Origin of the sequence: Kitasatospora sp. NPDC057518 (assembly GCF_042802075.1) — a bacterium.
Lineage (GTDB): Bacteria > Actinomycetota > Actinomycetes > Streptomycetales > Streptomycetaceae > Kitasatospora.
On the sequence record NZ_JBHVEU010000028.1, the window covers coordinates 1 to 25931 of the forward strand.

The window sequence follows — 25931 nt, forward strand, 5'->3', positions numbered from 1 at the left end:
ACACCAGGCAGGGCGTCAGGGCGTGCGGGAGTGCAGTGCGGGAGCGGGGCACGGCAGTGGGCGGGCCCCGGCGGGGGAGAGGCCGTCGAGGACCAGGGCCAGGTACCGGCGCCAGCCTTCCTCGCGGGGGTCCATCGTCCACAGCACCGAGACCAGCATGACGACGATGCGGTGCAGGTCGTCGGGCACGAGGTCGGCGCGGATCACGCCCGCGCTCTGACCGCGCGCCAGGAGGGCGTCCAGGGCGGCGAAGAACTCCTCGCCGGTCGCCGGGGTCAGGACGCCGGCGGCGCGGGCGGCGGCCAGGACGTTGTAGTCGCCGGCCACCGACTCCAGGGCCGCCGCCAGTACGCGGGCCAGCCCGGACGCGGGGTCGGGGTCGTCGGCGGCGGCCTGGATGACGGGCCGGACGCGCTCGCCGAAGCCCTGGTCCAGTACGGCCCGCAGGAGCGCGGCCTTGTCGGGGAAGCGGCGGAACAGCGTGGCGGCCCCGACACCGGCCCGGCGCGCCACGTCGTCGAGGTGGGCGTCGGGGCCCTGTTCGGTGAAGACCTCCCGGGCGGCCCGGATGATCTTTTCCGCGTTGCGGGCGGCGTCGGCGCGCAGCAGCCGGGGGGCGTCGGGGATCATCCCGGCAGCCTATCCAAGAGTGGGTGGACCGCCGCCGGCCGTCCGGGACGCGTGCCCTGGCCGGGTGTCAGACCGTCCAGGGTCAGCGGCCGGGGTCAGCGTCCGGGAGCCTCGGCGATCCGGGCGACGTGGGCCAGGACGGCACCGGCGCCGTCCTCGCCCGCCATGAGCCCCGCGACGGCGGCCGCACGGCGGCGGACCGGCTCGGCCAGAGCGGCCGTGATCGCGGCGGCGAGGCGCTCGGCGGTGAGGTCGGCGAACGGCACGGGCTGCGGGGCCACTCCCAGCCGGTGCAGCCGGGCCGCCCAGAACGGCTGGTCGGCCATCACGGGCACCGGTACGGCGGGGACCCCGGCGCGCAGCGCGGCGCCCGTGGTGCCCGCCCCGGCGTGGTGGACGACGGCGGCCGTGCGGGGGAACAGCCAGTCGTGGGGCACGTCGCCGACGCAGAACACGCCGTCACCCGCCGCCTCCAGCCCGGCCCAGCCCGCCTGGATCACCGCGCGCACCCCCGCCCGCCGTACCGCGGCCGTCACCAGCTCGCCGAGCCGCTCGCCCTCCCCGGGGGCCATGCTGCCGAAGCCGATGAACACCGGGGCCGGACCGGCCTGGAGGAAGTCGACCAGGTCGCCCGGAGGCTGCCAGCCCAGCGGCCGGGCGGGCCACCAGAAGCCCGCCACGTCGACCGGGGCCGGCCAGTCCGCCGGGCGCGGCAGCAGCACGGGGCTGTAACCGTGGACGACCGGACGGGTGTGCCCGAGCGGTTCCGGCGACGTCGTGCCGGGAAGGCCGAGGCGCTCGCGCATCCGGGCCACGGCGCTCGAGAACATTCGGTCCGCGCCCCGGAGCCGCTCCTGGCCGGCGGCGAGGTTGCCCTCCGGTCCCAGGTCCGCGCCGCCGGCGGGGCCGGGTAGCGGGAACTCCGTGGTGGCGAAGGCGGGCGTGAGGTACGTGCCGAGGACGGGCACACCGTACGCGTCCCCCGCCGTCAGGCTGAGCGGCGACGGGGCGAAGGCGGTGAGCAGCAGGTCGGCCCCGCCCGCGACGGCGTCCGCCACGCCGTCGGCGAGCCCGTCCACGAACGCGGTCATCAGCGCGCGGGTCTCCTCCGGGGAGGTCGCGCGGGCCCTGGCCCGGATGAGCTCCTCCGGATCCCCCGGCAGCGGCCGGTGCTCCAGGCCACAGGACTCGAGCAGCGCCGCGAAGGTCGGATGGGCGACCACGGCCACCCGGTGCCCGGCGTCCACCAGACGCCGGCCCAGGCCCGTGAACGGCGCGACGTCCCCGCGGGAGCCGGTGGTGACGATCAGAATACGCATGGGGCAATTCTCCACGCCGGGGCCGGTGTTGATCCAGGCTTGGCCCCGGAGGGGGAGCCTCCGTCCACGTGGGGCCGGTTCGTCCGAGCCCGGCCCAAGAGGGCGTATCAGGAGAGAAGAGCCATGCCCACCGCACCGATCGCCCCCGGCGACTTCCCCACCAGCCCGCTCGCGCTGCGCTTCGCCGACCCGGCCCGGCAGGCCAAGGCCCGCGCCTTCGCCTCCGAGCAGGCGGCCGCCGCCACCGAAGCGGCGGACCTGCTGGCCCAGTTGTGGGACACCGCCCCGGGTCTGCCGGCCCGGGCGGCCGCGCTGGCCGCCGTCCACGAGCGGCTGGTCGACTGGCGCTACCGTCTCGCCGTCGCGATGGGCCCGCCTCCCGGTCCTGCCGGTGCCTTCTTCAACCCGGAGCGCTTCCGTACCCCGATCCGGGAGGGCGACACCAACTTCGACCGGCTCGGGGAGGTCGGCCGTCTGCGCGAGGGCGCGGAGTGGGACCAGGCCACGCGCGCCTACACCGGGGGCCTGGCGACCCCGGCCTCGGAAGCGATGCTTCGCTACGGCCGTCTCGCCGAGCGGCGCTTCGCCGCCGAGGGCGTCGAGGGCGACACCCTCCAGAACTGGGTGCTCCTGCCGGACGGGCGGAGGGTCGCCGGCAACCGCCTCCTGCGGGGCGAGGCCGCGTACCGCGCCGACGCCGAACTCGTCGCCCGCTACGCGGCCCGGGGCCTGGACGCCTCCCGGATCGAGACCGGCGGCAGGCCGGTCTACTCGGCCACTCCCACACCGCGGGACAGCGCCGTCCTGCACTCCGCCGCCCTCGACCTCCTCGCCCGCCCCCACCTCACCGTCGCTGACTACCTGGCGGCCCGCTACCTGCTCTTCCAGGCCCCACAGAACAAGAAGGGGAGCGACGCCGTGACCAGGACGTTCATCGTCACGGTCGGCGCCGTCGCCCTTCCCGGTGCCGCGCCCGTCCTGCCCGAGGACGTCGACCTGCGCTGCTACGTGCTCGGCCAGAGCCCCTGCCATCCGTAGCCGGGCAGAGCCCTCTCCGGCCCTTGGCCCGCGTCACGGCCGCCAGCGCCCGCCGGAGAGCTCGGCGAGGGCCTCGGTGAGGTCGGGAGGCAGGGTCCGGACGACGTTCATCGGCTGCACCAGGTACCACCCGTCCCGCCCCCGCCAGCGGGCCGGGGGCAGGGGCGCTCCCGTCCGCGGCCGGACGTGGATGCCGTGGACGGGGGTGTCACGGCCGCGGAGGTGCACCCGGCGGACGGCGACCTCGTCCACGTCGCGCCACTCGTAGCGGCAGCGGTGCCGGCCGGTCCGGGCGGCGATGAAGGTGTCGGTGATGTGCAGTTCGATGTGCCGCCGGCGCAGGAGGCTGATCAGCATCACCAGCAGGCCGAGGGCGGGCACGCCGACGATCGGCTTCCAGGAGTCGAGTCGGTCCCAGGTGCCGCTCACCGTGATCCGGACCAGGTGCAGGCCCAGCAGGGCGCCGAGCGGGCCCCAGTGCGCGAGCATGACGGCGCGGACGCGGCCGGTGAGCAGGTACGAGTCCGGGTCGCGCCGTACGGTGAGGCCGCGCCAGGTCGAGGCAGGGGGCAGGGTCAGGTCGGCGAGGGGACCGGTCGCGACCGTCGTCGCTCCGTCCGGCGTCGCCCGGGGCGCGGGGACCTCCGCAGCCCCCGAACCTCCCTGGCCTTCCTGGCCTCCCGAGCGGGGCCCGGCCTTGGCGGCCAGGTGCTGCTGGAGCCGCAGGTTGCGGAAGCGGTACGTCCCGGCGGTGCGCTGGAGCAGGCCGGCCCGGTGGGCGTCCCGCAGGAAGGTCATCAGCGGCCAGGGCAGCCGGCCGACGAGGGCCAGCGAGCACCGGGCCAGCAGCCACCGGCTCCACGGGCTGAGCAGCAGGAACGTCGCGCCCGCCCCGCACCAGGTCGCCAGCGGGTAGGACCAGTCCACCTGGCTGTACCGGTAGAGGTGGGTCCGCGACCAGTCCATCAGCCCGATCCCGGCGGCGAGCAGCGGTGCGAGGACGAGCAGCGTCACCAGGACCGAGGTCCGCTCCGAGCGCAGCAGCGCGTCGGGGGTCGCGGCGTCCACGGTGTCCGAGGGGGCCGCCAACGCGACCATCAGATAGGCGGACAACAGCACCGCCGCCACCAGTGCGAGACCCTCTTCCGACGGTGCCAGGAGCTGGAGCACGACCAGGGCGAGGATCACCGGCGGCCCGCCGATCACCACCGTGAGCCGCCAGGCCCGGCCCAGCCTCCCGTTGCGGCCGGCCGAGCGCAGGGCCCCGGCGAAGCGCAGCGGGTTGACCCGCCGTCGGGGCGTCGAGGTCTCGTCCCCGAACCAGCCCTGCCCGGCCGTGCGGACCAAGCCCGCGAGGGCGACGCCGAGGCCCACGGCGGTCCCGAAGCCGAACGGGTGGCCGGAGCCCCCGACGGCCCCGAGCCCCAGGTCGATCAGCACCGACAGGGCGATCCCCACCACGATCAGCGCGGGCGCCGCCAGCGCCCGCGGCAGTGGCGCGCCGAACAGCCGCCACCAGGCCAGCTCGGCGGTCTCCTGGCGGTTCATCAGCCGGGCCAGGAAGGACAGCCAGGCCCGGGCCCGGTCCGGTTCCCACCGCCGGGGCGGGTGCAGGCGGTCGGGCGCCGGCGGCAGCGGCGGGAACGAGGCGGGCACGATCCGGTCGAGCAGGTGCTGCTCCACCTGCCAGGCGGTCGCGAAGCGCCCGCGGTCCAGCAGCTCGCCCGGGTCCGCCGGGGCCCGCTCGTACCCGCGCCGCAGCAGCCAGACCATCAGCGGCGTCGACAGTGCCCGGCTCACCGGGCTGTCGGGCGCCGCGCGGAGCTCGGCGAGCAGCGGCGCCCACTGCGCGGCGCGCGAGGGCTGCCGGGCCCGGTGCAGGTAGGAGGCGACGTCGCCGGGGGCCAGCGGCAGTGCCTCGATCGCCGAGTCCACCCGGAGCACGTCCCGCTGGGTGGCCACCAGTTCGCGGTAGGGCTCGGTCCGGCAGATCAGCACCACCCCGCCCTCCTGGCCCAGTTGGCGCCCGAGGGCGCCGAGCACGGCGGTCCGCCGGTGTTCGGGCAGTTCGTCGAGGCTGTCCAGGACGGGCAGCAGGCGGCGCTCGCTCACCAGTCTGCGGGCGGGGTGGAGCCCGTCCACCCGGGGCAGACCGGGGTGCTCCTCCGTGATCCGGCCGGCCAGCCAGTCGTGGAAGTTGACCCGCTCGGCGTCCCAGGACTCCAGCGAGAGCATGACGGGCACCGGGACGTCCTCGCCGCGGGTGAGCCGGCGGGCGAGCAGCTCCAGGGTGAGCAGCACGGCGAGGGTCGTCTTGCCCGCGCCGGCCCCGCCGAGGATCAGCAGGCGGCGGTGGTCGAGTCCCAGCAGAGCCTCCGCCATCGTGCCGACCCGGTCGCCGCGCCCGCCGAGTTCGGCCCCCGGCGCGAGCGCGGTGCGGCTGTGCACCCAGCGGACGGCCAACGGTTCGGGGTCGGCCATGTCCCAGGCGTCGGCCTCGGCCCGCCACTGGTACAGCAGGCTGCGGGCGAGCCGCTCCTCGGCGAGGCCGAGCGGTGTCTCCGCCGCCACGGCCCGGGGCGGCACGGTGAGGTGCAGCTCCCCGTTGAGCACACCGATCTGCACCAGGTAGTGGACCGTACTGTCGGTGACGACGTTCCGGATGTTCGTGGGCCCGTGGCCGTCTTCGAATTCCACCACTCCCCGGCTCCGCCCCTGTGTCGACCGCTGCCGCGCGAACTTCCTTTCTACCAGCGCCCGTCCACCCTGTTCGACGGACCGTCGGTTCTCCCGCGGTTCCGGTCCGGGCCGGGCGGACGGGCCCGGCCCGAACCGGTACTCGGCCGGAAGAGCACCAGGCCGACTGGTCTCACCCAGCCCGTGCGCCCGGCACCTCGGCCCACGGGGCTGTCACAGCCCCCTGCGATGATCGCCGGCAGTGTCGACAGAACCGGAGCAGAGCATGGCCGAGCAGGTGGAGCAGGGCGTCGCGCGGGTGGCCGAGAGCATCGCGGCGAACGCGCCCGAGGGATGGACGGAGGCGGTGCTGGCCAGCCGCCAAGGCCTGTTCGGCCTGGGCGTCTCCGGTCGGTACACGATCGCCGGTGAGAAGCCGCGGCCGGTCCACGGGGCCGCGATCTTCCAGGGCCTGGGCGACGTGACGGCGGCGGTGGGAGCGGCCCGCGGTTGGGAGCGCACGAATCTGGAGATGCGGTGCCGGCCGTCCGGCGAGTTCGCCCTGACGGCGTCCCGGCAGGTCGTCTCCCGCCTGCACGATGCCCGTCCCGGGTTCCTGGCCGTCCTGGACCACGACTGTCGGCTGTCCCAGCCGGGTTTCGCCCAGGAGGAGGGCGGCGCTGCCCCGGCGGGCGATCCGGATCTCGCGGTCACCCGGCTGCGGGCCTACCTGGAGCGGCGTGCCGACATCCTGGGACACGCCGAGAGGCTGCCACCGCCGGTGACCACCACGGCACTCGACGACGCCGAGCGCCGGCTCGGCCGGCCGCTGCCCGCCGACCTGCGAGCGCTCTACCTGATCGCCGACGGCAGTGGGGACGAGGCGCTCGGCCTCTTCGGCAGCCTCGCCTGGATGCCCCTGGCACGCCTGGTCGCCGTCAACGCGAACCTGTGGGAGCCGGTGTGGTCCGGCTGGGAGACCTCCTGGGACTCGGTCGTCCTCGACGCCGAGCCGCTCGACACCGTCCGGCGCTGCCACGAGCACCCGGGCTGGCTGCCGTTCGCGACCGCCGACGACGGCAACTACCTGGCGGTCGACATGTCCCCGGCCCGGGCCGGACGTCCCGGCCAGGTGATCCAGATCGGCCGCGACTACTACGACGGGCCGCTCTACGTCTGCGACTCCGTCACCTCACTCCTCGCCCGCTACCTGGACCTGCTGGAGCGGGACGCCTACGAAGTGGAGGAGGACGAGGTCGACTACATCGAGTTCGTGGAAGGCCCACGTGAATTCGGCTCCAGCCCCGAGCTGGTGGCGGACGGAATTCCTCAGGACGTCCCGCCCGGCGTTCAGACCGTCCTGATCCACTGCAACGCCCCCAGTGGGCTCATGGACCTCACCCCGCTCACCGCCGCTCCCCACCTGCGGCGCCTCGAACTCCACCGCCGCCCTGTCGAGGACCTGTCCCCGCTTCGGGAGCTGCCCGTCGAGTTCCTGGGCGTCACCCTGCACGGCGGCGACCTCGCGCCGCTCGCGGGCCACCGGTACCTGACCGCCCTCGACCTCGCCACATCCGGGCCCGTCGACATCTCCCCACTGCGCACCGTCCCGAACCTCCGCGGCCTGGACCTCTCCCGGGCGGAGGTCCGGAACCTCACCGCGCTCGCCGAGTGCCCCGGCCTGCGCTACCTGGCCCTCACCGCCGGCCAGTGGGCCGTCCTGCTGGACCAGGGCGCACTCCCGGCCACCCTGGCCGCCGCCCGCCTGGCCGGAGCGGAGGTGCCCGATGACGTGGCGCTGGCCTGGGCCGAACGACTCGGCCGGTTCGTGGGGGAGCCGTTCACCGTCACCGGGACCCTCGCTCCTGACGGCGGGTGAGAACGGCCGCGTGCACATCTCCGGATGCGCAAGATCCTGCGCATCGGGGACAACCCGGAATCGGTGATCGGGCATGACCGGGGCGGCTACCGGCTGGTCTCCGGCGCCGCCGAGGTGGACCTGGCGCGGATGGAGGACCTGGTCACCGCCGGGCCGTGGCCCGCGCCGCGACATCCTTGAACGGCTCAACTCGCATATCAGCTGAGCAGATTACCGATCTTCTTCGTCCTTTCGGGTTCTCTTTCCGGTCGGGCCGTGATTCCTGGCCCCGCCCCGGTGGGCCCAGCCGAAACTGGCCAGGAATCCTGCCGGATCGTCATCGATCGAATGCCATGACGGAGGAAAGCATGCTCGGAGATCTCACTGGCGCAGTGACCGACGCCCGCTACCGTGCCTCGTTCGGGCGGGTCGCCGGTTACCTGCCGAAGGACCGCCGGGCCGTCGACGCCTGGCTGGCGGACCTCGCGGACCGCGCCCAGGTGCGAACGGGGCCGCACAGCCCCGCCGTTGCGGCCATGGAGAAGCTGATCGAGACCGACAGGAACACCCGGTCGCTGGTGGCCGGCACGCTGGAGCAGCTCCCGCGCGCGCTCCAGCCGATCCAGGGCGTCGGCCACCTGCTCCAGTGCGTGGACCAGATCATCACGACCGCGCCCGAGTACCGCGCCAAGTCCGAGGAGCGGATCCTCTTCCCGCTGTCCGCGCTGTTCGCGAACCTGGCGCTGACGAAGGCGGGCGAGAGCCTCCTGCGCACCCCGGCGTTCAACTCCGCGCTCCAGCAGGTCCTCCGCGAGTGGTGCGTGTTCCTGGACAGCCCCGCGAGCCGCTCCGTGCTGACCGAGGCGGACAACAGCTGGCTGTCCCCGCACTCCGTCGAACGCCACCGGCTCGACGACTACGAGATCCCCGACCGCGGCGCCGAGCACTGGGGCTTCGCGTCGTTCAACGACTTCTTCCACCGCAAGCTCAAGCCCGGGGCCCGGCCGGTCTCCACCGACCCGACGGCGGTCCTCGCGCCGAGCGACGGCACCCTGGTGCGCCATGAGCGAAAGGTGGGGAAGAACGCCGGGTTCACCCTCAAGGGCCAGACCTTCTCCCTGGCGGAGACGCTCAACAACAGCAGCTACACGGACCGCTTCGTCGGCGGCGACGTCCTGCAGATGGTGCTCCCCGCCACCGGCTACCACCGCTGGCACGCGCCGGTCGACGGCGTGGTCCGGCACGTGGAGGTCGTCCCCGGCCTGGTGTTCGGCACGGCCGAGCTGGACGGGTCGGGCCCCGCGCCTCAGGGGGTGTCGTTCGGCGGCGCGGCCGCGTCCAGTACGCGTGCCCTGGTGTTCATCGAGAGCACCGCTCCCCGCATCGGCATGATCTGTCTGGCCGCCGTCGGCATCGGCGAGATCTCCTCGGTCACGCCCGTGGTCCGCGAGGACCAGGAGGTGCGGAAGGGCGACGAGCTCGGCTACTTCAGCTACGGCGGATCCACCCACTTCATGGCCTTCGAGCCGGGCAGCGACGTGGAGCCCACGGTCGAGCCGAGCGAGGACGTCGACCCCGAGGACGACCCCCAGGTCGCCACCAACGCCCCCCTCGCCAACGCTGGTTGACCCCCTCGGGTGCCGACCGGTCGTTCGTGCCCGGTCGGCACCGCCCGCCCGCCAAGACCGAGAACACCACCGAGGAGCCCCCGTTGCGGTCGACGAACCCCCACCGCGCACGCCGCCGGTCCACCCGGTCGGCCGCCGCCTTCGCGGTCCTGGCCGCCGTGGCCCTGACGGGCGCACAGCCTGCGGACGCGTCCGCCCACACGCCCCCCGGCGCCGTACGGGCCGCGGGCGCCGGAGCGCTGCTGTCCCCGCAGGAGCACGCCGAACTGCTGAAGGAGGCCGCCCGGATCGCCGTCGAGCTGGCGAAGGCGCTGCACCTGGACCCGCGCGAGGTCCTGCAGCCCGTCGACGCCGCCCAGGACGCGGACGGCACCGTCCACTTCCGCTACAACCGCACCTTCGCCGCGCTGCCGGTCCTCGGCGGCGACCTGGTCGTCCACCGCACCGCGCAGGGCGCCCTGTCGGACACCCGCGCCCACCGGGCGTCGATCGGCGTGCCGAGCACCACGCCGGTGGTCCCGGCTACCCAGGTGGCGCAGTCGCTCCACACCACGCTGCCCCCACGCCTGGTCGTCTGGTCCGCCGCCGGAACCCCGGCACTGGCCTGGGAGTCGGTGCTGGAGGCGACGCAGGAGGACGGCACTCCGAGCGAACGGCACGTCGTGACCGATGCGACCACGGGCGGGCAGCTGTACGCCTACGAGGCCGTGCACACCGGCATCGGCCAGGGCCAGTACAACGGCACGGTGCCCCTGGGCACCACCCACACCCTGCTCGGCTACGAGATGAACGACACCGCGCGCGGCGGCCACCGCACCTACGACATGCACCACGAGGCCAAGGGCCGAGGAGACCTGTTCACCAACCAGACCGACCGGTGGGGCAGCGGCGACCAGAGCAACGACGAGACCGCGGGCGTCGACGCCCACTACGGCGCCGCCCAGACCTGGGACTACCTCCAGGACGTCCACGGCCGCTCCGGCATCCGCGGCGACGGCGTCGGCGCCTACAGCCGGGTCCACGCCGGCTCCAACTACACGAACGCGTTCTGGAGCGACAAGTGCTTCTGCATGACCTACGGTGACGGGCCCGGCAACGCCAAACCCCTGACCGAACTGGACGTGGCCGCCCACGAGATGATCCACGGACTCACGTCCGCCACCGCCGGCCTGGAGTACACCGGGGAGTCCGGCGGCCTCAACGAATCCACCAGCGACATCTTCGGCACCGCGGTCTCCTTCCACGCCGACAACCCCACCGACGTCCCCGCCTACCTCATGGGCAAGCACCTCGACCTCGACGGCAAGGGCACCCCGCTGCGCTACCTGGACCAGCCCTCCAAGGACGGCCACTCCCCGGACTACTGGTACGACGGCATCGCCGGCCTCGACGTCCACTACTCCTCGGGCCCCGCCAACCACTTCTTCTACCTGCTGGCCGAGGGCAGCGGCCCCAAGACCGTCAACGGCTACGACTACGACAGCCCCACCGTCGACGGCCGGGTCGTCACCGGCATCGGCCGGGCGGACGCCGAACGGATCTGGTACCGCGCGCTGACCACCTACATGACCTCCACCACCGACTACTCCGGCGCCCGCGCCGCCACCCTCCAGGCCGCCGCCGACCTCTTCGGCCCCGACAGCGCCGCCGTCACCGCCGTCGCCGACACCTGGTCCGCGGTCAACGTGAACGGCTGACACCATCCGAGAGGCGGCCCCGGATGACCGCTCCCCCCGTACGGCCCGCCGTTCCCGAGGACGCCGACGAGCTGCTGCGCCTGCGCGTCGCGGTGCTCGACGGCGCCCGGCCCGCCGACGACTGGCGGGCCGCCTTCCGCGACGAGATGCGCGCGCGGCTCGGCACCGACCCGGACCTGCTCGCCTTCGTCGCCCCCGCCGACGGCGGCACGCTGGCGGCCTGCGCCATCGGCGTCGTCCACCGCTGCTACCGGGGCCCCAGCCACCCCACCGGCCGGTGGGCCCGGATCCACACCGTGGTCACCGACCCGGCCCACCGGCGCCGGGGCCACGCCCGCGCCGTCACCACCGCCCTGGTCCGGGCACTCCGGCTCCGCGGCTGCGGCTCGATCGAACTGCGCGCCACCGAAGCCGGCGCCCCGCTCTACCGCGCCCTCGGGTTCCACCCCGTGGACGGCTACATGACGCTGCGGCCCGGCCCGGCCGAGCTCTGACCCCGCCGGCTGCGCGAAGGAGGCCCGAAGGAGAAAGGTGCCCCAGCCCACGAAGCCCGAGACGCATGACCGTCGGCCCGCCGACACCGTCGTCGGCGTCCTCACGGGAGGACCGAGCCGCGAACGCGACCGCTCCCTCGCGACGGGCGCCGACGTCGCGCAGGCACTGACCACCCTCGGATACCGGATCCGGGTGCTCGACACCATTGATCCCGCGTTCGCGGACCAGGTGCGCGCGGTGGACGTGGCCTTCCTGGCGCTGGCGGGCCGGCACACGGAGGACGGCAGGCTGCAGGGCTTCCTGGAGACGAGCGGCATCCCCTACACGGGCTCGGGAGTCCGGGCCAGCGCCCTCGCCATGCACAAGCCCACCGCCAAGATCGTGGCCGGCGCGGCGGGCGTGCCTGTGCTGGCCGGAGTCCTCGTGCCGGACACCCAGGCCGCCGCCGCGGCCGCCGAAGACGTCCTCGCCCGGCTGGCCGCCCCGGTCATCGTCAAGGCGCGCGCCGAGGGCAGCTCGATCGGCATCGCCGTGGCCCGCGACCGGAGCGGGCTGACGCAGGTGCTCGAGGACCTTCGCGCCGCCGGCCACCGCCTGTTCGTCGAACCGTTCGTCGAGGGTAGGACCGTGACGGTCGGTGTCCTGGAGTCGGACGGCGACCCGGTGCCCCTCCCTGCCGCGGAGGTCCTCACCGCCGGAGAGTTCTACGACCACGCGGCGAAGAACAGCCCGGACCTGCACTCCTTCAGGTGTCCGGCCGACCTGCCCGACGGGACGGCACGGGGGATCAGGGAGGCCGCCCGGCGAGCACACACCGCACTCGGCTGCTCGAGCCACTCGCGAAGCGACTTCGTCATCGCCCCGGACGGGGGCTTCCACTGGCTCGAACTCAACACCCTGCCGGCGCTGCGCCGTACCGCCACCCTCCCGCTGACGGCCGCCGCTGTGGGCATCGGCTACGAAGAGTTGGTCGAGCGGGTCCTGCGCGGTGCCTTCGCACCGCGCGACTGAGGAGGGAAAACGATCACCTGTCAGAGGTGCTGGACGAGGCCGACGCCCAGGGCGATGAGTGCCGCGGCGAGGAGGAGGGCCCCGCCCCGGGTGAGGTGGGTGCCGGGGGAGGAGTGGCCTTCGGTGCCGAGGGCGAGGTGCAGGAAGAAGCCGCCGGACTGGGCGAGCACTCCGGCCAGCAGGAGGATGCCGAAGAGCCACTCCGTTCCGGAGGAGAACCCCGCGCGGGGCAGGTAGAGGAAGTAGACGAGCGACAGGATCAGCAGTACGCCGGCGTGGGCGTGGCCGGCGCGGAAGGACCGTTCGCGCAGCGGGGTGAGCGTGCCGTTCTGGACGGTGGTCAGCTGCAGCAGCGCGTGTCCGCCGAACTCCACGGTCACCAGCGAGAAGACGGCGACAGCCGGCAGGAGTGTGGACGCTTCCATGGTGGGCCGCCTTCGAGGTGTCGGGCCGGGCAAGTGGTCGCAGGCTACGGGGGCATCCGCCGGGCTCCCGCCGGTCGCGGGCGGGGCCCGGCGCGGGTCCACCCGGATGCGGGGCGCGGGGAGAGGCCGAGGGCCGGTAGGACCTGCTCGTGGCCGCCTGCGCGGCGCCACCGGCAAGGCTGGTCACGGACGGTAATCTGACGGTCACTTGCTTGCATTCGCAGTACTCGCACCGCATGACGAGAGTGGTACGACAGTGACCGACGTTTTCAAGACGCCCAAGCCGCTCGCCGAGCAGGCCCCGAGCGCACTGCTCCTGCTGGCGCACGGCAGCCTCGCTCCCGAGGCGCAGGAGTCCACCCGGGCGCTCGCCCGCGCGGTCGAGGCCTCCCACGGGAGCCGGGTCGAGGTGGCCTTCCTCCGGCACGCAGGCCCCACGGCCCGTGAGGCGCTGGGCGCGCTCGCCGAAGCCGGGCACGAGGAGGTGGTCGTGGTGCCGTTGCTGCTGACCGCCGCCTTCCACGCCCGGGTCGACCTGCCCAAGGCGCTGCTCGACCCGCCGGGCAAGGCACCGATCGTGGCGCCGGTGCTGGGCGGTCCCACCGGCGTGCCCGACGGACGGCTGGTCGCGGCGCTGCGGCGCCGGCTCACCGAACTGGACGTCGAGTTCGACGCGGTGGTGCTGGCGGCGGCGGGCAGCGTCGACGCCGCCGCGTCCTCGTCGGTGGCCGCGATGGCGTCCGCGCTGGGCACGGACCTCGGCCTGCCGTGCCGGGCTGCTTTCGCCTCGGCCACTGAGCCGACCCCCGGCGAGGCGGTGGCGGAGCTGCGCCGGGCCGGGGCCCGGCGGATCGCGGTCGCCTCCTACTGCTTCGCCGCCGGCCTGCTGTTCCGCGTGACCGTCGAGGCGGCGACCGCGGCCGGCGTGGTCGGCGTCTCCCAACCGCTGGGCGACGCGCCGGAGTTGGTCGAGCTCGTCCTGGAACGCTTCCACCAGGCCCGCGACGCGAAGGTCTGACCGGCGGCGCCTCGACCCCGCCGGTCCGGCCTGGCGGTGCTACAGGTCGTCGGTGAACAGCAGGAGGTTGGGGGTGCCCTCGCGCACGTCGGTCAGGACGTCCGGGGTGGCGGTGTACTGGAGGAAGTCGGAGACGTCGATCGGCTCGGCGTCCGGGTGTTCCGCGAGGTAGAGGGCGGCGGTGCCGGTGACGTGCGGCGCGGCCATGGAGGTGCCGCTGAGGGTGGTGCTGCCGCCGCCGAGCTTGGCGGACAGGATCGCCTGGCCGGGGGCGTGGAGGGCGACGCAGGAGCCCCAGTTGGAGAAGTCGGTCTCCTCGTCCCGCCGGTTGGTGGCGGCGACGGTGACGACCCCGTACGCGGAGGCGGGGGAGACGGTGCAGGCGTCGACGGCGTCGTTGCCGGCGGCGACGACGGGCAGGACACCCAGGTCGGAGAGCGCGGTGGCGGCGTCGTTGACGGCCCGGGAGCGTTCCTCGCCGAGGGAGGCGTTGAGGACGGCGGGGTACCGGGCGTTGCTCGCGACCCAGTCGAGGCCGGCGATCATCTGGGCCTTGTCGCCGTTGCCGGTGCAGTCCACGACGCGGACCGAGACGAGGCGGGCCCGCGGGGCGACGCCGTAGGTGCGGCCGCCGACGGTGCCGGCGACATGGGTGCCGTGGCCGTGGCAGTCGAGGCCGTCGCGGCCGTCGCTGATGGCGTCGAAGCCGGGGACGGCGCGCCCGCCGAACTCCGGGTGGGTGTAGTCGATGCCGCTGTCGAGGATGTAGGCGGTCGCGCCGGCGCCGTGGCCGCGGGTGGTGAACTGGCCGTCCAGGGGCAGGTACCGCTGGTCGATGCGGTCCAGGCCCCAGGTGGCGGCCGGAGCCCGGGTGGTGTGGCCGGGCCGGTCCGCACCGTCGACGGGGGTGGGGAGGCGGAAGGTGGTGTTCTCCTCGACGGCCTCGACGGCCGGGTTGGTCCGTACGGTGTTCAGCAGGAGCGGGTCGAGGGCGGCGGCGAAGCCGTTCAACGCGGCGCCGTAGGTGAACCTGGGGGTGATGCCCAGCGCTCGCAGGACCTCACCGGGGTCGCGGCCGTGCTTGAGGGTGACGATGTACTGCCCGGGTACGGCCCGGGCGGCGTGCTCCACGGACACGGCGGTGGTGGGTGGTTGGGCGCCGTGCGCGGCGGTGGGGACCGTGGCGGGCACGAGGGCCAGCAGCAGGGCCGCTGACGCCCGGCGGAGGGACGGGTACACGGATGTGCTCCGATCGATCGGGATCATGGTGGCGAACGCGGACTACCCGGACGGGCGTCGGGTGCCCGAGCGGACGCGGGGTGCGATGTGCCCCTCCCGGCCCGTGCCGCCCGCGAGTCGGAGGAGGAGACCGGGCAGGTCGGTGGCGGCGTAGCGCGGCTGGACGCGGGGGAGGCGGGTGGTGTCGGAGAGGAGGAGGACGGGGCCGTCGTCCGGGTCGTCGGGGAGGCGGCCGTGGTTGCCGCGGATGTGGGTGGCGTCGAGCGGGACGACGGACAGGGTGGAGCGAAGGCCGAGCCGGCGGCGGGCGAGGGCGGCAGCGGCCCGGAGTCGGACGAGGCGGTCGGCGGGGTCGAGGAGGAGTTCGGCGGGGTCGTAGCCGGGTTTGCGGTGGATCTCGACACAGCGGGCGAAGTCCGGGGCGCGGGTGTCGTCCAGCCAGTAGTAGTACGTGAACCAGGCGTTGGTGGTGGCGACGGCGACGAGTTCGCCCGCGCGGGCGTGGTCGATTCCGTACGCGGCCTTGCCCGCGCGGTCGAGGACGCGTTCCACTCCGGGTAGCGCTCGGACGAGCTCCGCGACGCGCGGCAGGTCGGCGGGGTCGGGCACGTAGAGGTGGGCCACCTGGTGGTCGGCGACGGCGAACGCCCGGGACGTGTACGGGTCGAGGTACTCCATCCCGGCCTGGGTGTACACCGTGAGGAGGCCGGCCGCGCGGAGCGCGCGGTTGATGTGGACGGGGTGGTCGACCGCGGTGATGCCGTACTCGGACAGCGCCACGACGGTGGTCCCGCGCTCCCGGGCCAGGCGGAGCAGGGGCGCGAGGACGGTGTCGAGGGCCCTGGCCGCGGCGGCGGCCTGGGGTGCGGCGGGGCCGAAGCGCTGGAGGTCGTAGTCGAGGTGCGGCAGGTAGGCGAGGGTCAGGTCGGGTGCGGCGGTGCGGATGACGTGCTCGGTGGCCCGCGCGATCCACCTACTGGAGGCGATGGAGGCGCGGGGTCCCCAGTAGTCGAAGAGCGGGAACGGTCCGAGGGCGTCGGTCAGTTCGTCGCGCAGGCCCGGTGGGACGGTGTAGCAGTCGGGGGACTTGCGGCCGTCCGCGTGGTAGACGGGGCGCGGGGTGACGGTGATGTCGGTGCCGGCGCCCATGGCGTACCACCAGCAGATGTTGGCGACGCGGTAGCCCGGGTGGCGCCGCCTGGCGGTGTCCCACACCTTCTCGCCCTCCACCAGCAGGTTGTGCTGGCGCCACAGGAGCACCTCGCCGAGGTCGCGGAAGTACCAGCCGTTCCCGACGATCCCGTGTCGGCTCGGGGGGAGCCCGGTCAGCAGGCTGGCCTGGACGGAGCAGGTGACCGCGGGGAAGACCGGTTCCAGCTGGGCGCCGTGCCCCGGGGTGTCGCCGTCGGGTTCGGCGACGGCCCGCAGGTGCGGCATGTGGCGCAGGAGGCGGGGGGTGAGCGCGGCGACGTTCAGCACCAGCAGGGGGGTGGGGCGGCCGGTGGTCACGGGGTGTGCTCCCGCAGTCCGGCGGCGAGCAACTGCTCGCGGGTCCAGGCGAGTTCGGCGGCGATGCCCGCGACCAGTGCCTCGTCGTCGGCCGGCCGGTCCCGGCCCGGGAGCACCGACCAGGTGTACGTCTCGACCTCCAGGTGGTCGGTGACGGGGTGCGGGCCGTGGACGAGGGCGCGGATGGCGTCGGTCAGCACCGGTCCGGTCGCGGTGAGCGGCGGCTCCGGGTCGGCGTGCACGGGAACGTGGAAGTGCACCCGCCACGGGCGCGGATCGGCGTCGTCGGCCGGGGAGCGGAGCGCCAGGTCGAGGTCGTCCCACCGCTCCGGGCGGGGGCCGGCGGGCTCGGCGCGGGTCTGGTGCAGGAACCGCGGCTCGGCGAAGCGCGCGAGCGCCCGCCGTACGGCGGGGTCGGAGGGATCGTCGGCCTGGAGGGCGCTGGAGAGCTGGGCTTTGACGACGGGCAGGCCGGCGTCGGCCAGGCCGCGGAGGGCGGACGGCGGGTCCTCGAAGTCGACGGCGAGGTGGCAGACGTCCAGGCAGACGCCGATGCGTTCGGGGTCGAGTCCGGTGAGCCGTGCGCAGGCGTCGCTCACGGTGGAGACCACGCAGCCCGGTTCGGGTTCCAGGCCGACCCGGACGCGGCGGCCGGAGTCGGACTCCGACTTGGCGAGCCCTTCGGCCAGTTCGTCCAGGCCGCGGCGGGCGCGGTCCTGGTGTCCGGGCGTCCAGCCGGCCCGCCAGCCCAGGGGGAGCGTGGAGATGCTCCCGCGGGCCGCGTCCTCGGGCAGCAGCGCGGTAAGCACCCGGGCCAGGTCGAGGGTGTACGCCAGGCGGGCCGGGTCGCTCCAGTCCGGCCGGTAGACGGCCCGTTTGACGACCGGCTCGTGGAAGCCGCGGTAGGGGAAGCCGTTGAGGGTGACGACTTCGAGTCCCCGGGTGGACAGTTCACGGCGCAGCCGGTCCAGGGCCGTCGCGTCCGTCGCCAGGGTGCGCGCCACGTCGTGGGCGAGCCACAGGCCCAGGCCCAGGGACGGCGCCGCGAGCCGTTCGCGGACGGGCTCGGCGTGGACGGCGAGTTGAGCCAGGACGCCGTCGAGGTCCTCCGCGGGGTGGACGTTGGTGCAGTAGGCGAGGTGGACGGTGCTGCCGTCGGGGTGGCGCAGGCGCATCGGGGGCGGTCTCCTTGCTCCGGGAAGGGCTACTCGCCGCGGGCGATGGAGTTCCCCAGGTACACGGCGTCGCCGGGCCGCTCGTGGGGCTCCTCGCGGTGGTCCGGCGTGTCGGGATCGTCCACCGGCAGGGTCAGGCGTCCGCTCTGGCCGTAGAAGGCGACCGGGTTGCGCCACATCACCTCGTCGACCTGGTCGGCGGTGAAGCCGGCTTCGAGCATCGCCTCCGCCGTGCGCCGGGTCGCCAGCGGGTCGCTGCGGCCCCAGTCGGCCGCGGAGTTGACCAGCACCCGGTGGGTTCCGTGGCGCTTGAGGAGCTGCACCAGGCGGTGGGGGTCCATCTTGGTGTGCGGGTAGACGGAGAACCCCGTCCAGCAGCCGGTGTCGGCGACCTCCGTCACGGTCAGCTCGGTCAGGTGGTCGACCAGGACCAGGTCGGGAGCGATCCCGCACTCGCGGAGGACGGCGAGCGTGCGCCTGGTCCCGACGGCCTTGTCCCGGTGCGGGGTGTGCACCAGGACGGGCAGTTCGTGGTCCATGGCGAGCCGGACCTGGGTGGCGAGCGCGTGGTCCTCCTCCGGGGTGACGGAGTCGTAGCCGACCTCGCCCACCGCCACCACCGCGTCCTTGTCCAGGTAGCGGGGCAGCACGTCGAGGACGGCGGTGCAGCGGGGGTCGTTGGCCTCCTTCGGGTTGAGGGCCAGGGCGCAGTGGTGGCGGATGCCGAACTGGGCCGCCCGGAAGGGTTCCCAGCCGATCAGGGAGTCGAAGTAGTCGACGAAGCTGGCGACGTCCGTGCGGGGCTGGCCCAGCCAGAACGCCGGTTCCACGACGGCCCGGATGCCGGCGTCCCGCATCGTCTGGTAGTCGTCGGTCGTCCGCGAGGTCATGTGGATGTGGGGGTCGAAGATGCGCATCAGGTCCCGGCAGGGTGAGGGGGCGGAAGGGGGTCGGTCGCGGCCGGTCGGGGGCCGGCCAGCGCGCGCACGTCGCCCGGTACGGGGCGTCCGGCGCCGGTGAGTTCACGGGCGTGCGTCGCGGCCATCCGGGCCAGTTCGGCGTCGGTCCGGTGGGGCAGCCCGGCCACGGCCCGCAGGGGGAGGGAGCAGTGCAGGCACTTCAGGACGGCCTCCCGGTAGGCGGGCGCCGGCAGGTGCCGCGCCCCGTAGGGGCCCAGTGCGGCGGCCAGCAGCCGGGGGTCGTTGGCGCGCAGCGCGTCGGACACCAGGGGGACGGCGTCGTCCCGCAGGCCGTACGGGGCCAGCAGGTCCAGCGGGCCGAGGGCGCGGAGCACGCCGCGCCGTTCCGCGGCGTCCCCGTGGCGGTAGACGGCGGACGCCCGGACGGCGGGGCCGTCGGCGGGGGCCGGGGCGGCGGCCAGCAGCAGGGCCCGTACGGCGTCGTCCACGGTCCAGGCCAGCGCTTCCGCGGGGACCGCGGGCGCCGGGTCCTGATGCGGTGCGGGGGCCGCCGCCAGCAGTGCCCGGCCGCCCCGGCGGCCCGCCTCGGCGAAGCGCCGGGGCAGGGCCTGGTCGGGTTCGGCGGCCACCTCGGTCAGAGCCGTGGCCAGCCAGCGGGCGGCGTCCGGTGTGAGCTGCCGGTCGAGGGCGGCGCGCAGGTCGCGGACGGTCACCCGGGCGGCGTTGCCGAAGCTCATCGCGGTGTCCGGGTGCCGTGCGCCGCGCCGGCGGCGGCTCGCAGGAAGGCCAGCGAGCGCGCGGCGAGCTGCGGCGCGGCGTGGCTGTGCCGCGGCAGTTCGACGCTGACCAGTCCCGGGAAGCCGGTGCGGCGCAGCGCGTCCAGCACGGGCGGGAAGTCGATCTCGCCCTGCCCGAACTCCAGGTGCTCGTGCACGCCCCTGCGCATGTCCTCGATCTGGACGTTGACCAGGTGCGGCCCGGCCCGTACGACGCAGTCGGACACCGGGGCGGCCTCCAGACAGCGGCAGTGGCCGATGTCGAGGGTCAGCCCGAGAGCGGGCGGATCGCCGAGGCGGCGGCGCAGCAGCTCGTAGGCGTCCAGGGTGTCGACGAGCATGCCCGGCTCCGGCTCGAAGCCCAGGACGACGCCATGGCGGTCCGCCTCCGCCACCGCCCACCCGCAGCCGTGGACCAGTCGTTCCCACGCCACCCGGGACGGCACGCCCGGGGCGGGCACGCCGCTCCACAGCGACACGGCCCCCGCGTTCAGATCGGCGGCCACCCGCATCGCCAGACCCAGGTACTCCAGCCGACGGCTCGGATCCTCGTCGACGAGCGTGGGGGCGTGCTTGGTCCACGGGTCGAGCAGGTAGCGGGCGCCGGTCTCCACCACGGTCTCCAGGCCCGTCTCGGCGAGTCGCCGGGCGACCCGCGCGACCCGCCGGGACAGCCCGGGGGCGAACGGGTCGAGGTGGCAGTGGTCCAGGGTGAGGGCGATCCCGTCGTAGCCGAGGTCCGCCAGCACGGCGATGGCCTCGGTCAGCCGGTGCCCGGCGAACCCGTTGGTGCCGTAGCCGAACCGCAGCCCCGTGTCCGCGCGTACGGCGTCCGTCCGTACAGCGTCCGTCCGTACGGGGCCGGGCTGCGCGTGGCCCTGGTCGGTGACCGTGCCGGTCATGTGGGGGACAGCTTTCGAAACAGGCGGCGGGCCACCGGCGCCGCGGCGAGCAGGGACAGGGCCACGGGCAGGGCGTCGGCGCGGCAGGCGCACGCGGCCTGGAGGGGGAGGACGGCGGCAATGCCGGCGGTGACGGCCTGTTGGAGGCGTCGAGGGTCGAGCCGGCCCGCCGCGGCTTGGGCGCCGCCGAAGCCGGCGACGTACACGGCGAGGGCGGCGAGGCGGACCGCCCGGCGACCCGGGGCGCCGCCTGCACCCGTGGCGGCGGCCACGGCGACGGCGCAGGTGGCGGCCGCGGTGGCGGGGAGGAGCAGGCCGTCCGCGCCCCGGACTTCGTGGCGGCTGAGCGCGCAGACCACCAGGGTGTGCGCGCCGACCACCGCGGCGGCGGGCGCGGTCGCGCGCAGCCCGTGGCCCCCGGTGCCCAGGAGGACGTCGAGGCCGCGGGCGGCGGCCATGGTGACGGGCCCGGCGACGGGACGGCCCTTGAGGCCCAGGTCGTAGCTCCAGACCACGGCCGCCAACGGCACCGCGACGGACAGGGCCCCGCGCCCACCGCCCGCCGCGGCGAGGGCGAGCCCCGTCCCGGTGAGGCCGGCGGCCAGCGACAGGGCGACCGAAGGCTCCACCCGGCCGGAGGGGATCGGACGGTGCGGACGCTCGACCGCGTCGGTGTGCCGGTCGGCGTAGTCGTTGAGGGCCATGCCCGCCCAGTAGAGGCAGACCGAGGACATGGCCAGCAGTCCGGTGGCCGGTCCGAGCGGGCGGCCGGCCAGCGTCGCCCCGACCAGGGGGTCGCCGGGCACGGTGATCGCGGCCGGTGCCCGGACGAGTTCGGCGACGGTGCCGAGGCTCGGGATCCTCATGTGCGCGGCCCGCCGCCCGCGGTCGCCGCCGCGGTCTCCGCCGCGAACGCCCGCAAGGCCTGGTACTGGTCGGTCAGGGCGTAACCACCCGAGCCGACCGGGTCCTTGAAGAAGAAGCCCAGGGCCCCGAGCGGGCCCGAGACGCCCGCCGCGTGCGCGGTGGCGGTGAGCCGGACGAGATCCAGCACGAGCGGTGCGGCCAGTGCCGAGTCGCAGCCCTGCCAGGTGAACTGGAGGCTCATCCGCGCCCCGAGGAACCCTTCGAAGGCCACGTGGTCCCAGGCGGTCTTCCATTCGCCGAGCGCCGGTACGCAGTCGATGTGCACCGAGCCCTCCACCGGGTGCCCCAGCATGCGGCCCAGGCCCCGCCGCTTGGACGCCGTCTTGCTGGCGGCGGCGCCCGGATCGGCCAGGGTGGCGCCGTCCCCGCCGCCCAGCAGGTTCGTGCCGGACCAGGCCCGCACCTCCAACGCGCGGACGGCGAACATCGGTGCCAGGACCGACTGCACCAGCGTCTCGCCGGTCTTGGCGTCGCTGCCCGCGTACGGCAGGCCGCGCGCGCGGGCCAGGGCGTCCAGCGCGGGCAGCCGGGCACCGGTGGAGGGGGTGAAGTCCACGTAGGGGCAGTCGGCGGTGAAGGCCGCGTAGGCGTAGAGCGAGCTGGCCGGCAGGACGTCGGCCGGGCCGCGCAGGGCCGCCTCCAGCAGGTCGAGGTCGTGGTGTTCGGGGCGGTCCGGCACCGGCGCCTCGGTGGAGGCCACGTTGACGACCACGACGCGGTCCAGGCCCAGGCGCCGCCGGAAGCCCTCGATGTCGACGGCGAGCGCCCGGGCCGCCACCGCCTGGGGCAGTCCGCTCCGACCGGTGGCGTAGCCCGGGCGGATCTCCTGGTCGGCGGCGACGACGGCCTTCTCCAGCGGTTCGAGCAGCCGCTGCGGCACCACCCCGGCCTCGGCCAGCTCGGCGGCCCGGACGGGCAGGGGGACGGAGCCGGTGTCGTGCCCGCCGAACACCAGGGCGCCGAGCGGCGGCAGCCGGGCCCCGGGGAAGTCCTCGCTCGCGGTGACGCACCCCGTCGGCTCGGCCAGCCCCGCACCGACCGCCGCCGCGCCCACCACGGTGGTCGTGGCCACCGAGCCGCGCGCCCCCACCAGCCAGACCCCCGTCCGGGGCCCCGCTCCCGGTTCCGGCATGTGCCAGGCTCCTTCCGCTCGCCGGTCCGCGGTCACTCTCCGTCGATTCGGCGGAAATGCCGCAGGACCCTATCCGTTGTCACGTCGTCAACGATCCATCTATGCCGACGGCGGACGTTCCACTCACATCGGTGCGGCAGGAATCACCCGAATCGGCCTGAGCCGGAATCATGCGATCGCGGGGTGACTGACGCCGAGTGAACACCCTCGGCTGTCCGGGTCGAGGCGGGCTAGGGATCAAGGTGCGGTGGTACATCGCTGGCGGCTTCCCGCCAACCCCCTAGGAGGTGCTGTGAGCGTCCTTTCCGTTCCCCGGGTTTTCTTCCGGGGTCAGATGACCTTCAATCCGGCGACCATGAACAACAACGGCCTGTTCCCGACGTACGACTTCCGGACGGCGGAGCTGAACTGGAATTATCTCAAGGACAAGAAAATCACCCCGGACAATTTCCGGGAGGCCTTTCCGAAGTGGGCGTTCAGCATGCAGACGGGCCAAGGCCCGGACGGGAAGGAGACGGAGGAGCCCCCTTCGGGGTGGAGCGCCTACGGCGGCAACGACTGGTGGCTCCACGTGCAGCCCCGCGACGCGCCGGACGGCAAGGGCGTCCTCACGACCGTGACCGGGGGGCAGACCGCGTACGGAGCGGATCCGTCGATCCCGGGCGACCCGCTGCTCGGCGCCGTCGTCAACCTGGCCGGGGACTCGTTCCCGATCGCCGACCTCACCCCGGAGGAGCAGGCCGGCGACGGCCACTTCCCCAGGGCCGCGTTCCACACCAGCGCGAGCATGGCGGACAACAACCCGGATTCGGTCTGGAGCCCCTGCTTCTTCGCCAGGCGCATCCAGATCGGCAGCAGAACCAGCCCGGAGGGATTCTTCTACGGCGACATCGAGGACGGCCTCCAGCTGCCGGCGCGCTGGCAGAATTTCAGCCGCAATCTGAATCTGAAAGGGGACGTCTACCGCGACGGGGTCGGCGCCACCGTCGTCCAGGCGTGCGTGGGCCGGGACAATCTCCACTTCACCTCCGACAAATCGCCACTGCTGAACGCGCTCAAGAAGGAGATGGATTCCCAGAAGGCCCGCGGAATCATGATGCGGTACTCCGTCTATCTGACCCACTACTTCAACGCACTCGAGTTCGCCGGCTGCAAGACCCAGAAGGAGCGGTTCGAGAAACTGCTGGACCTGTGGGAGCAGGACCGAAAAGCGGGGAATCCGCCACGTCGGAACACCTGCCTTTCCCGGGTGGTCGGCACGATCGGCCTGTGGCACGAGAGCGAGCCGGCTTCGGTACCCGGCGGGCGGTTCCTGGCGCCGGCGAACTCGGTGAAGGTCCTCGATTCGGAGAAGAATCCGGTGGACGCCTGGTTCGGGCCGGCGGTGGCGGAGGTCAACCGGAATGCCGGGGGCACCCGCTACGTCAGCCTCGACCTGGGGGCCACGATCCCGGAGAAGGACGCCAGCGGTGACAAGGAGACGTCCTTCGGAACTCTGGAGCTCGTCGTCGCCGGCGCCGCCACCATCGAGACCGTGGCGGAGATCAAGCCCGATGTCTACGACAGGAGCGGCTACGAGCTGACCTCCGGCATCATCGACGTGCCGGTCGACGGCAAGGTGACCGACGCGGACCTGGCCGACGGGGTCCTGGGCATCCGGTGCAAGCCGAATGCCGAGCAGGTCACGATGCTGACGGAGAAGGTGCTCACGGCCCAGACCGAATTGCGATCGATCTACGTCGACCAGAGCGACAAGGACCGGGTGGTGGTGGTCGAGGTCCGGGACCGGGGTGCGATCCCCACCCGCAAGGTCGGGCTGGTCGTCCAGCAGTACCTGCCGGACCCGCCGCCACCCATGCAGAACGGCTCCTTCTGGAAGAAACCGGAGAAGAAGGAGGAGGAAGTCCTCACCATCACCAAGGTCGGGCCGGTGGTGAACGGCCGCGCGGAGATCGGGTTCACCGTGGTGAGCGGTCTCGAAGCCCCCAACCTCCCGGTCATCGCCTTCTTTCCCTACTATCTCGATGGGAGTCCGGACGTTCCGCCGGAAAGGGTGGGGTTCGTGGGAGCGCCGTGGTCCTTCGTCTCGGCGTTCTACTGCTGTGTGCGGATGCTGCCCTTCGACGACCAGCTCCCCGAGGACTTCCGGAAGTACTGCGAGGAGCACCACAACGACCCGGTCGCCGCCTGGGACTACGTCTACAAGAGGGTGCTCTACGTGTACGACATGATCTTCCCGGTCATGAAGTACTACGCCGCGCTCGACCTGGGGGACAGGACGGCCGTCGAACGGAACATCGACCAGATCCTGGAACTGTCCTCGGTCTCCATGGCGAACTCCTCGCTCTACATGCCCGTCACCAGGGACCTGTCCAGCGGCAAGCGCAAGGTTCTGGAGATGTACCGCACCCTGCTCAGGACCGGAAAGCCGAAGGAGGTCACCTCATGACCTTCGAGGACGACATCAAGAAACTGCGGGAGATGCTGCAGAGCGCCTGCCTGGTCGAGTTCTCCACCATCCCCGCCTACCTGACGGGCTGGTGGTCGATCAAGGACCGTCGGAGCACCGCGGCCAAACTCATCCGGGAGCTGGTGACCGTCGAGATGCGGCACCTGTCGATCGCCGCGAACGTCCTGATCGCCACCGGTGCCGACCCCGACATCAAGGCCGTCGCCTCCCTCCCCTATCCCCGCTTCTTCAGTGCCCCCGGCCCCATGGAGATCCAACTCCAGCCCTTCGGGGACTCCTTCCTGGCCATGGGCATGTGCATCGAGTCCCCGGGGCTCGTCGACGAAGGGACCCTGCCGGAGGGGCTCAGGGCCGCACTGCCGGTCACCGCCGAGTTCGACCCGCGGCTGCACACCCCGATCCTCCCCGACCCGGGTGAGACGATCGGGCAGTTCTACCGGGACCTCATGCAGCACCTGAAGGACTGCGTCCACCTGTACGGGGAGAAGGCCGTGTTCCCGGCCGGGCGCCTCGACCGCCAGTACGCCTACTTCGGGCAGGACTGCATCACCGTGGAGGGCCTGGACGACGCGCTGACGCTCATGCAGGACATCATTTGGGAGGGCGAAGGGGACGGCGGAGGAATCCTGGACTCCAACCGCGATCTGTCGCACTACTTCACGTTCCACGAGCTGAGCGTCGGAAGGTTCTACCAGCAGGACGACAAACCGCTCGACCCCACCGGCGACGGCTTCCACGTCCCGAAAGGGGACGAGGTCGTGAACACACTCGTGAACCCCAAGCTGGCGAATTACGAGGAGAGCCCGGACGCCCTCAAGGCCGCCCTCGGCTTCACGGAGCTCTACCGGAAGATGATCACAGACCTGGATGCCGGGTTCCGAGGACGCCCGGCCCTGATCGACGTGGCGATCGGACGGATGCGCCAGCTCCTGGCCCGCGCCGACGAGGTGCTGGTCTGCAAGCTGAAGGGCATGGACTACTACGCGGCCCCGACCTTCGAGCTGCCCGACCAGTGAGCCGGCGGTGCGGCGGACCCCCGGCTCCTCCAGGCTCCCTCCCGCCGTTGCCCGGCGGGCCGTCACTCGC

22 protein-coding genes are annotated in these 25931 nt (G+C 73.6%); 10 read left to right on the plus strand and 12 right to left on the minus strand.

Annotated elements, in window-relative coordinates:
• Positions 1 to 15: 15 nt before the first annotated feature.
• A complete protein-coding gene (locus ACFU7Z_RS05035; RefSeq protein ID WP_380776185.1) occupies positions 16 to 630 on the minus strand; it encodes a TetR/AcrR family transcriptional regulator in 615 nt (204 codons plus the stop codon).
• Between the two features lie 95 nt (positions 631 to 725).
• Positions 726 to 1949: a glycosyltransferase gene (locus ACFU7Z_RS05040; RefSeq protein ID WP_380776188.1), complete on the minus strand. Its 1224-nt coding sequence runs from the start codon at positions 1947 to 1949 to the stop codon at positions 726 to 728.
• A gap of 123 nt (positions 1950 to 2072) precedes the next feature.
• Here ACFU7Z_RS05040 and ACFU7Z_RS05045 point away from each other — a divergent pair, with 123 nt between their 5' ends.
• On the plus strand, positions 2073 to 2987 hold the full coding sequence (locus ACFU7Z_RS05045) for a hypothetical protein (protein WP_380776191.1): 915 nt from the start codon (positions 2073 to 2075) through the stop codon (positions 2985 to 2987).
• A 33-nt stretch (positions 2988 to 3020) separates the two neighbouring features.
• Here ACFU7Z_RS05045 and ACFU7Z_RS05050 read toward each other — a convergent pair whose 3' ends face one another.
• Positions 3021 to 5687: an NACHT domain-containing protein gene (locus tag ACFU7Z_RS05050; RefSeq protein WP_380776194.1), complete on the minus strand. Its 2667-nt coding sequence runs from the start codon at positions 5685 to 5687 to the stop codon at positions 3021 to 3023.
• A gap of 238 nt (positions 5688 to 5925) precedes the next feature.
• Here ACFU7Z_RS05050 and ACFU7Z_RS05055 point away from each other — a divergent pair, with 238 nt between their 5' ends.
• The 6 genes from ACFU7Z_RS05055 (at position 5926) to ACFU7Z_RS05080 (ending at position 12352) form a co-directional block, all read left to right on the plus strand.
• Complete coding sequence (locus ACFU7Z_RS05055; protein ID WP_380776197.1) at positions 5926 to 7542, plus strand: SMI1/KNR4 family protein; 1617 nt, start codon at positions 5926 to 5928, stop codon at positions 7540 to 7542.
• A gap of 24 nt (positions 7543 to 7566) precedes the next feature.
• Positions 7567 to 7722 carry a hypothetical protein gene (locus ACFU7Z_RS05060; RefSeq protein ID WP_380776202.1) on the plus strand — a complete coding sequence of 52 codons (156 nt, stop codon included), beginning with the start codon at positions 7567 to 7569 and terminating at the stop codon, positions 7720 to 7722.
• A 191-nt stretch (positions 7723 to 7913) separates the two neighbouring features.
• Positions 7914 to 9149, plus strand: a complete 1236-nt coding sequence (locus tag ACFU7Z_RS05065; protein ID WP_380776205.1) for a phophatidylserine decarboxylase associated domain-containing protein — start codon at positions 7914 to 7916, stop codon at positions 9147 to 9149.
• Between the two features lie 83 nt (positions 9150 to 9232).
• Positions 9233 to 10846, plus strand: coding sequence for a M4 family metallopeptidase (locus ACFU7Z_RS05070; protein WP_380776208.1), 1614 nt, complete (start codon positions 9233 to 9235; stop codon positions 10844 to 10846).
• 23 nt (positions 10847 to 10869) lie between these two features.
• A complete protein-coding gene (locus tag ACFU7Z_RS05075) occupies positions 10870 to 11340 on the plus strand; it encodes a GNAT family N-acetyltransferase (RefSeq protein WP_380776211.1) in 471 nt (156 codons plus the stop codon).
• Positions 11341 to 11377: 37 nt separating this feature from the next.
• Complete coding sequence (locus tag ACFU7Z_RS05080) at positions 11378 to 12352, plus strand: D-alanine--D-alanine ligase (protein ID WP_380776214.1); 975 nt, start codon at positions 11378 to 11380, stop codon at positions 12350 to 12352.
• Positions 12353 to 12372: 20 nt separating this feature from the next.
• Here ACFU7Z_RS05080 and ACFU7Z_RS05085 read toward each other — a convergent pair whose 3' ends face one another.
• Positions 12373 to 12777, minus strand: coding sequence for a hypothetical protein (locus ACFU7Z_RS05085; protein WP_074003226.1), 405 nt, complete (start codon positions 12775 to 12777; stop codon positions 12373 to 12375).
• A gap of 256 nt (positions 12778 to 13033) precedes the next feature.
• Between ACFU7Z_RS05085 and ACFU7Z_RS05090 the strand changes: the two genes are divergently transcribed.
• On the plus strand, positions 13034 to 13795 hold the full coding sequence (locus ACFU7Z_RS05090; protein WP_380776217.1) for a sirohydrochlorin chelatase: 762 nt from the start codon (positions 13034 to 13036) through the stop codon (positions 13793 to 13795).
• Positions 13796 to 13834: 39 nt separating this feature from the next.
• On the opposite strand, the gene ACFU7Z_RS05095 is transcribed toward ACFU7Z_RS05090, so the two are convergent.
• The 8 genes from ACFU7Z_RS05095 to ACFU7Z_RS05130 are packed head-to-tail and all read right to left on the minus strand — an operon-like array spanning position 13835 to position 22375.
• Complete coding sequence (locus ACFU7Z_RS05095; RefSeq protein ID WP_380776220.1) at positions 13835 to 15061, minus strand: S8 family serine peptidase; 1227 nt, start codon at positions 15059 to 15061, stop codon at positions 13835 to 13837.
• A 15-nt stretch (positions 15062 to 15076) separates the two neighbouring features.
• Positions 15077 to 16543: an alkaline phosphatase family protein gene (locus ACFU7Z_RS05100; RefSeq protein WP_380776223.1), complete on the minus strand. Its 1467-nt coding sequence runs from the start codon at positions 16541 to 16543 to the stop codon at positions 15077 to 15079.
• Positions 16540 to 17718 carry a metabolite traffic protein EboE gene (gene eboE, locus ACFU7Z_RS05105; protein ID WP_380776226.1) on the minus strand — a complete coding sequence of 393 codons (1179 nt, stop codon included), beginning with the start codon at positions 17716 to 17718 and terminating at the stop codon, positions 16540 to 16542. The genes ACFU7Z_RS05100 and eboE overlap by 4 nt, the downstream gene beginning before the upstream one ends.
• A 29-nt stretch (positions 17719 to 17747) precedes the next feature.
• Positions 17748 to 18635, minus strand: coding sequence for a TatD family hydrolase (locus ACFU7Z_RS05110; RefSeq protein ID WP_380776228.1), 888 nt, complete (start codon positions 18633 to 18635; stop codon positions 17748 to 17750).
• Positions 18635 to 19375 carry an EboA domain-containing protein gene (locus ACFU7Z_RS05115; protein ID WP_380741158.1) on the minus strand — a complete coding sequence of 247 codons (741 nt, stop codon included), beginning with the start codon at positions 19373 to 19375 and terminating at the stop codon, positions 18635 to 18637. The genes ACFU7Z_RS05110 and ACFU7Z_RS05115 overlap by 1 nt, the downstream gene beginning before the upstream one ends.
• A complete protein-coding gene (locus ACFU7Z_RS05120) occupies positions 19372 to 20316 on the minus strand; it encodes a sugar phosphate isomerase/epimerase family protein (RefSeq protein ID WP_380741159.1) in 945 nt (314 codons plus the stop codon). Before ACFU7Z_RS05120 ends, ACFU7Z_RS05115 begins: the two co-directional genes overlap by 4 nt.
• Positions 20313 to 21182: an SCO3242 family prenyltransferase gene (locus ACFU7Z_RS05125; protein ID WP_380776231.1), complete on the minus strand. Its 870-nt coding sequence runs from the start codon at positions 21180 to 21182 to the stop codon at positions 20313 to 20315. The genes ACFU7Z_RS05120 and ACFU7Z_RS05125 overlap by 4 nt, the downstream gene beginning before the upstream one ends.
• Complete coding sequence (locus tag ACFU7Z_RS05130) at positions 21179 to 22375, minus strand: inositol-3-phosphate synthase (RefSeq protein WP_074003217.1); 1197 nt, start codon at positions 22373 to 22375, stop codon at positions 21179 to 21181. Before ACFU7Z_RS05130 ends, ACFU7Z_RS05125 begins: the two co-directional genes overlap by 4 nt.
• A 247-nt stretch (positions 22376 to 22622) precedes the next feature.
• Here ACFU7Z_RS05130 and ACFU7Z_RS05135 point away from each other — a divergent pair, with 247 nt between their 5' ends.
• Together ACFU7Z_RS05135 and ACFU7Z_RS05140 are read left to right on the plus strand one after the other, a co-directional pair.
• Positions 22623 to 24824: a hypothetical protein gene (locus ACFU7Z_RS05135; protein WP_380776234.1), complete on the plus strand. Its 2202-nt coding sequence runs from the start codon at positions 22623 to 22625 to the stop codon at positions 24822 to 24824.
• Positions 24821 to 25861 (plus strand): ferritin-like domain-containing protein, encoded by a 1041-nt coding sequence (locus ACFU7Z_RS05140; protein WP_074003215.1) that lies wholly within the window; start codon positions 24821 to 24823, stop codon positions 25859 to 25861. The genes ACFU7Z_RS05135 and ACFU7Z_RS05140 overlap by 4 nt, the downstream gene beginning before the upstream one ends.
• The last annotated feature ends 70 nt before the right edge of the window (positions 25862 to 25931 follow it).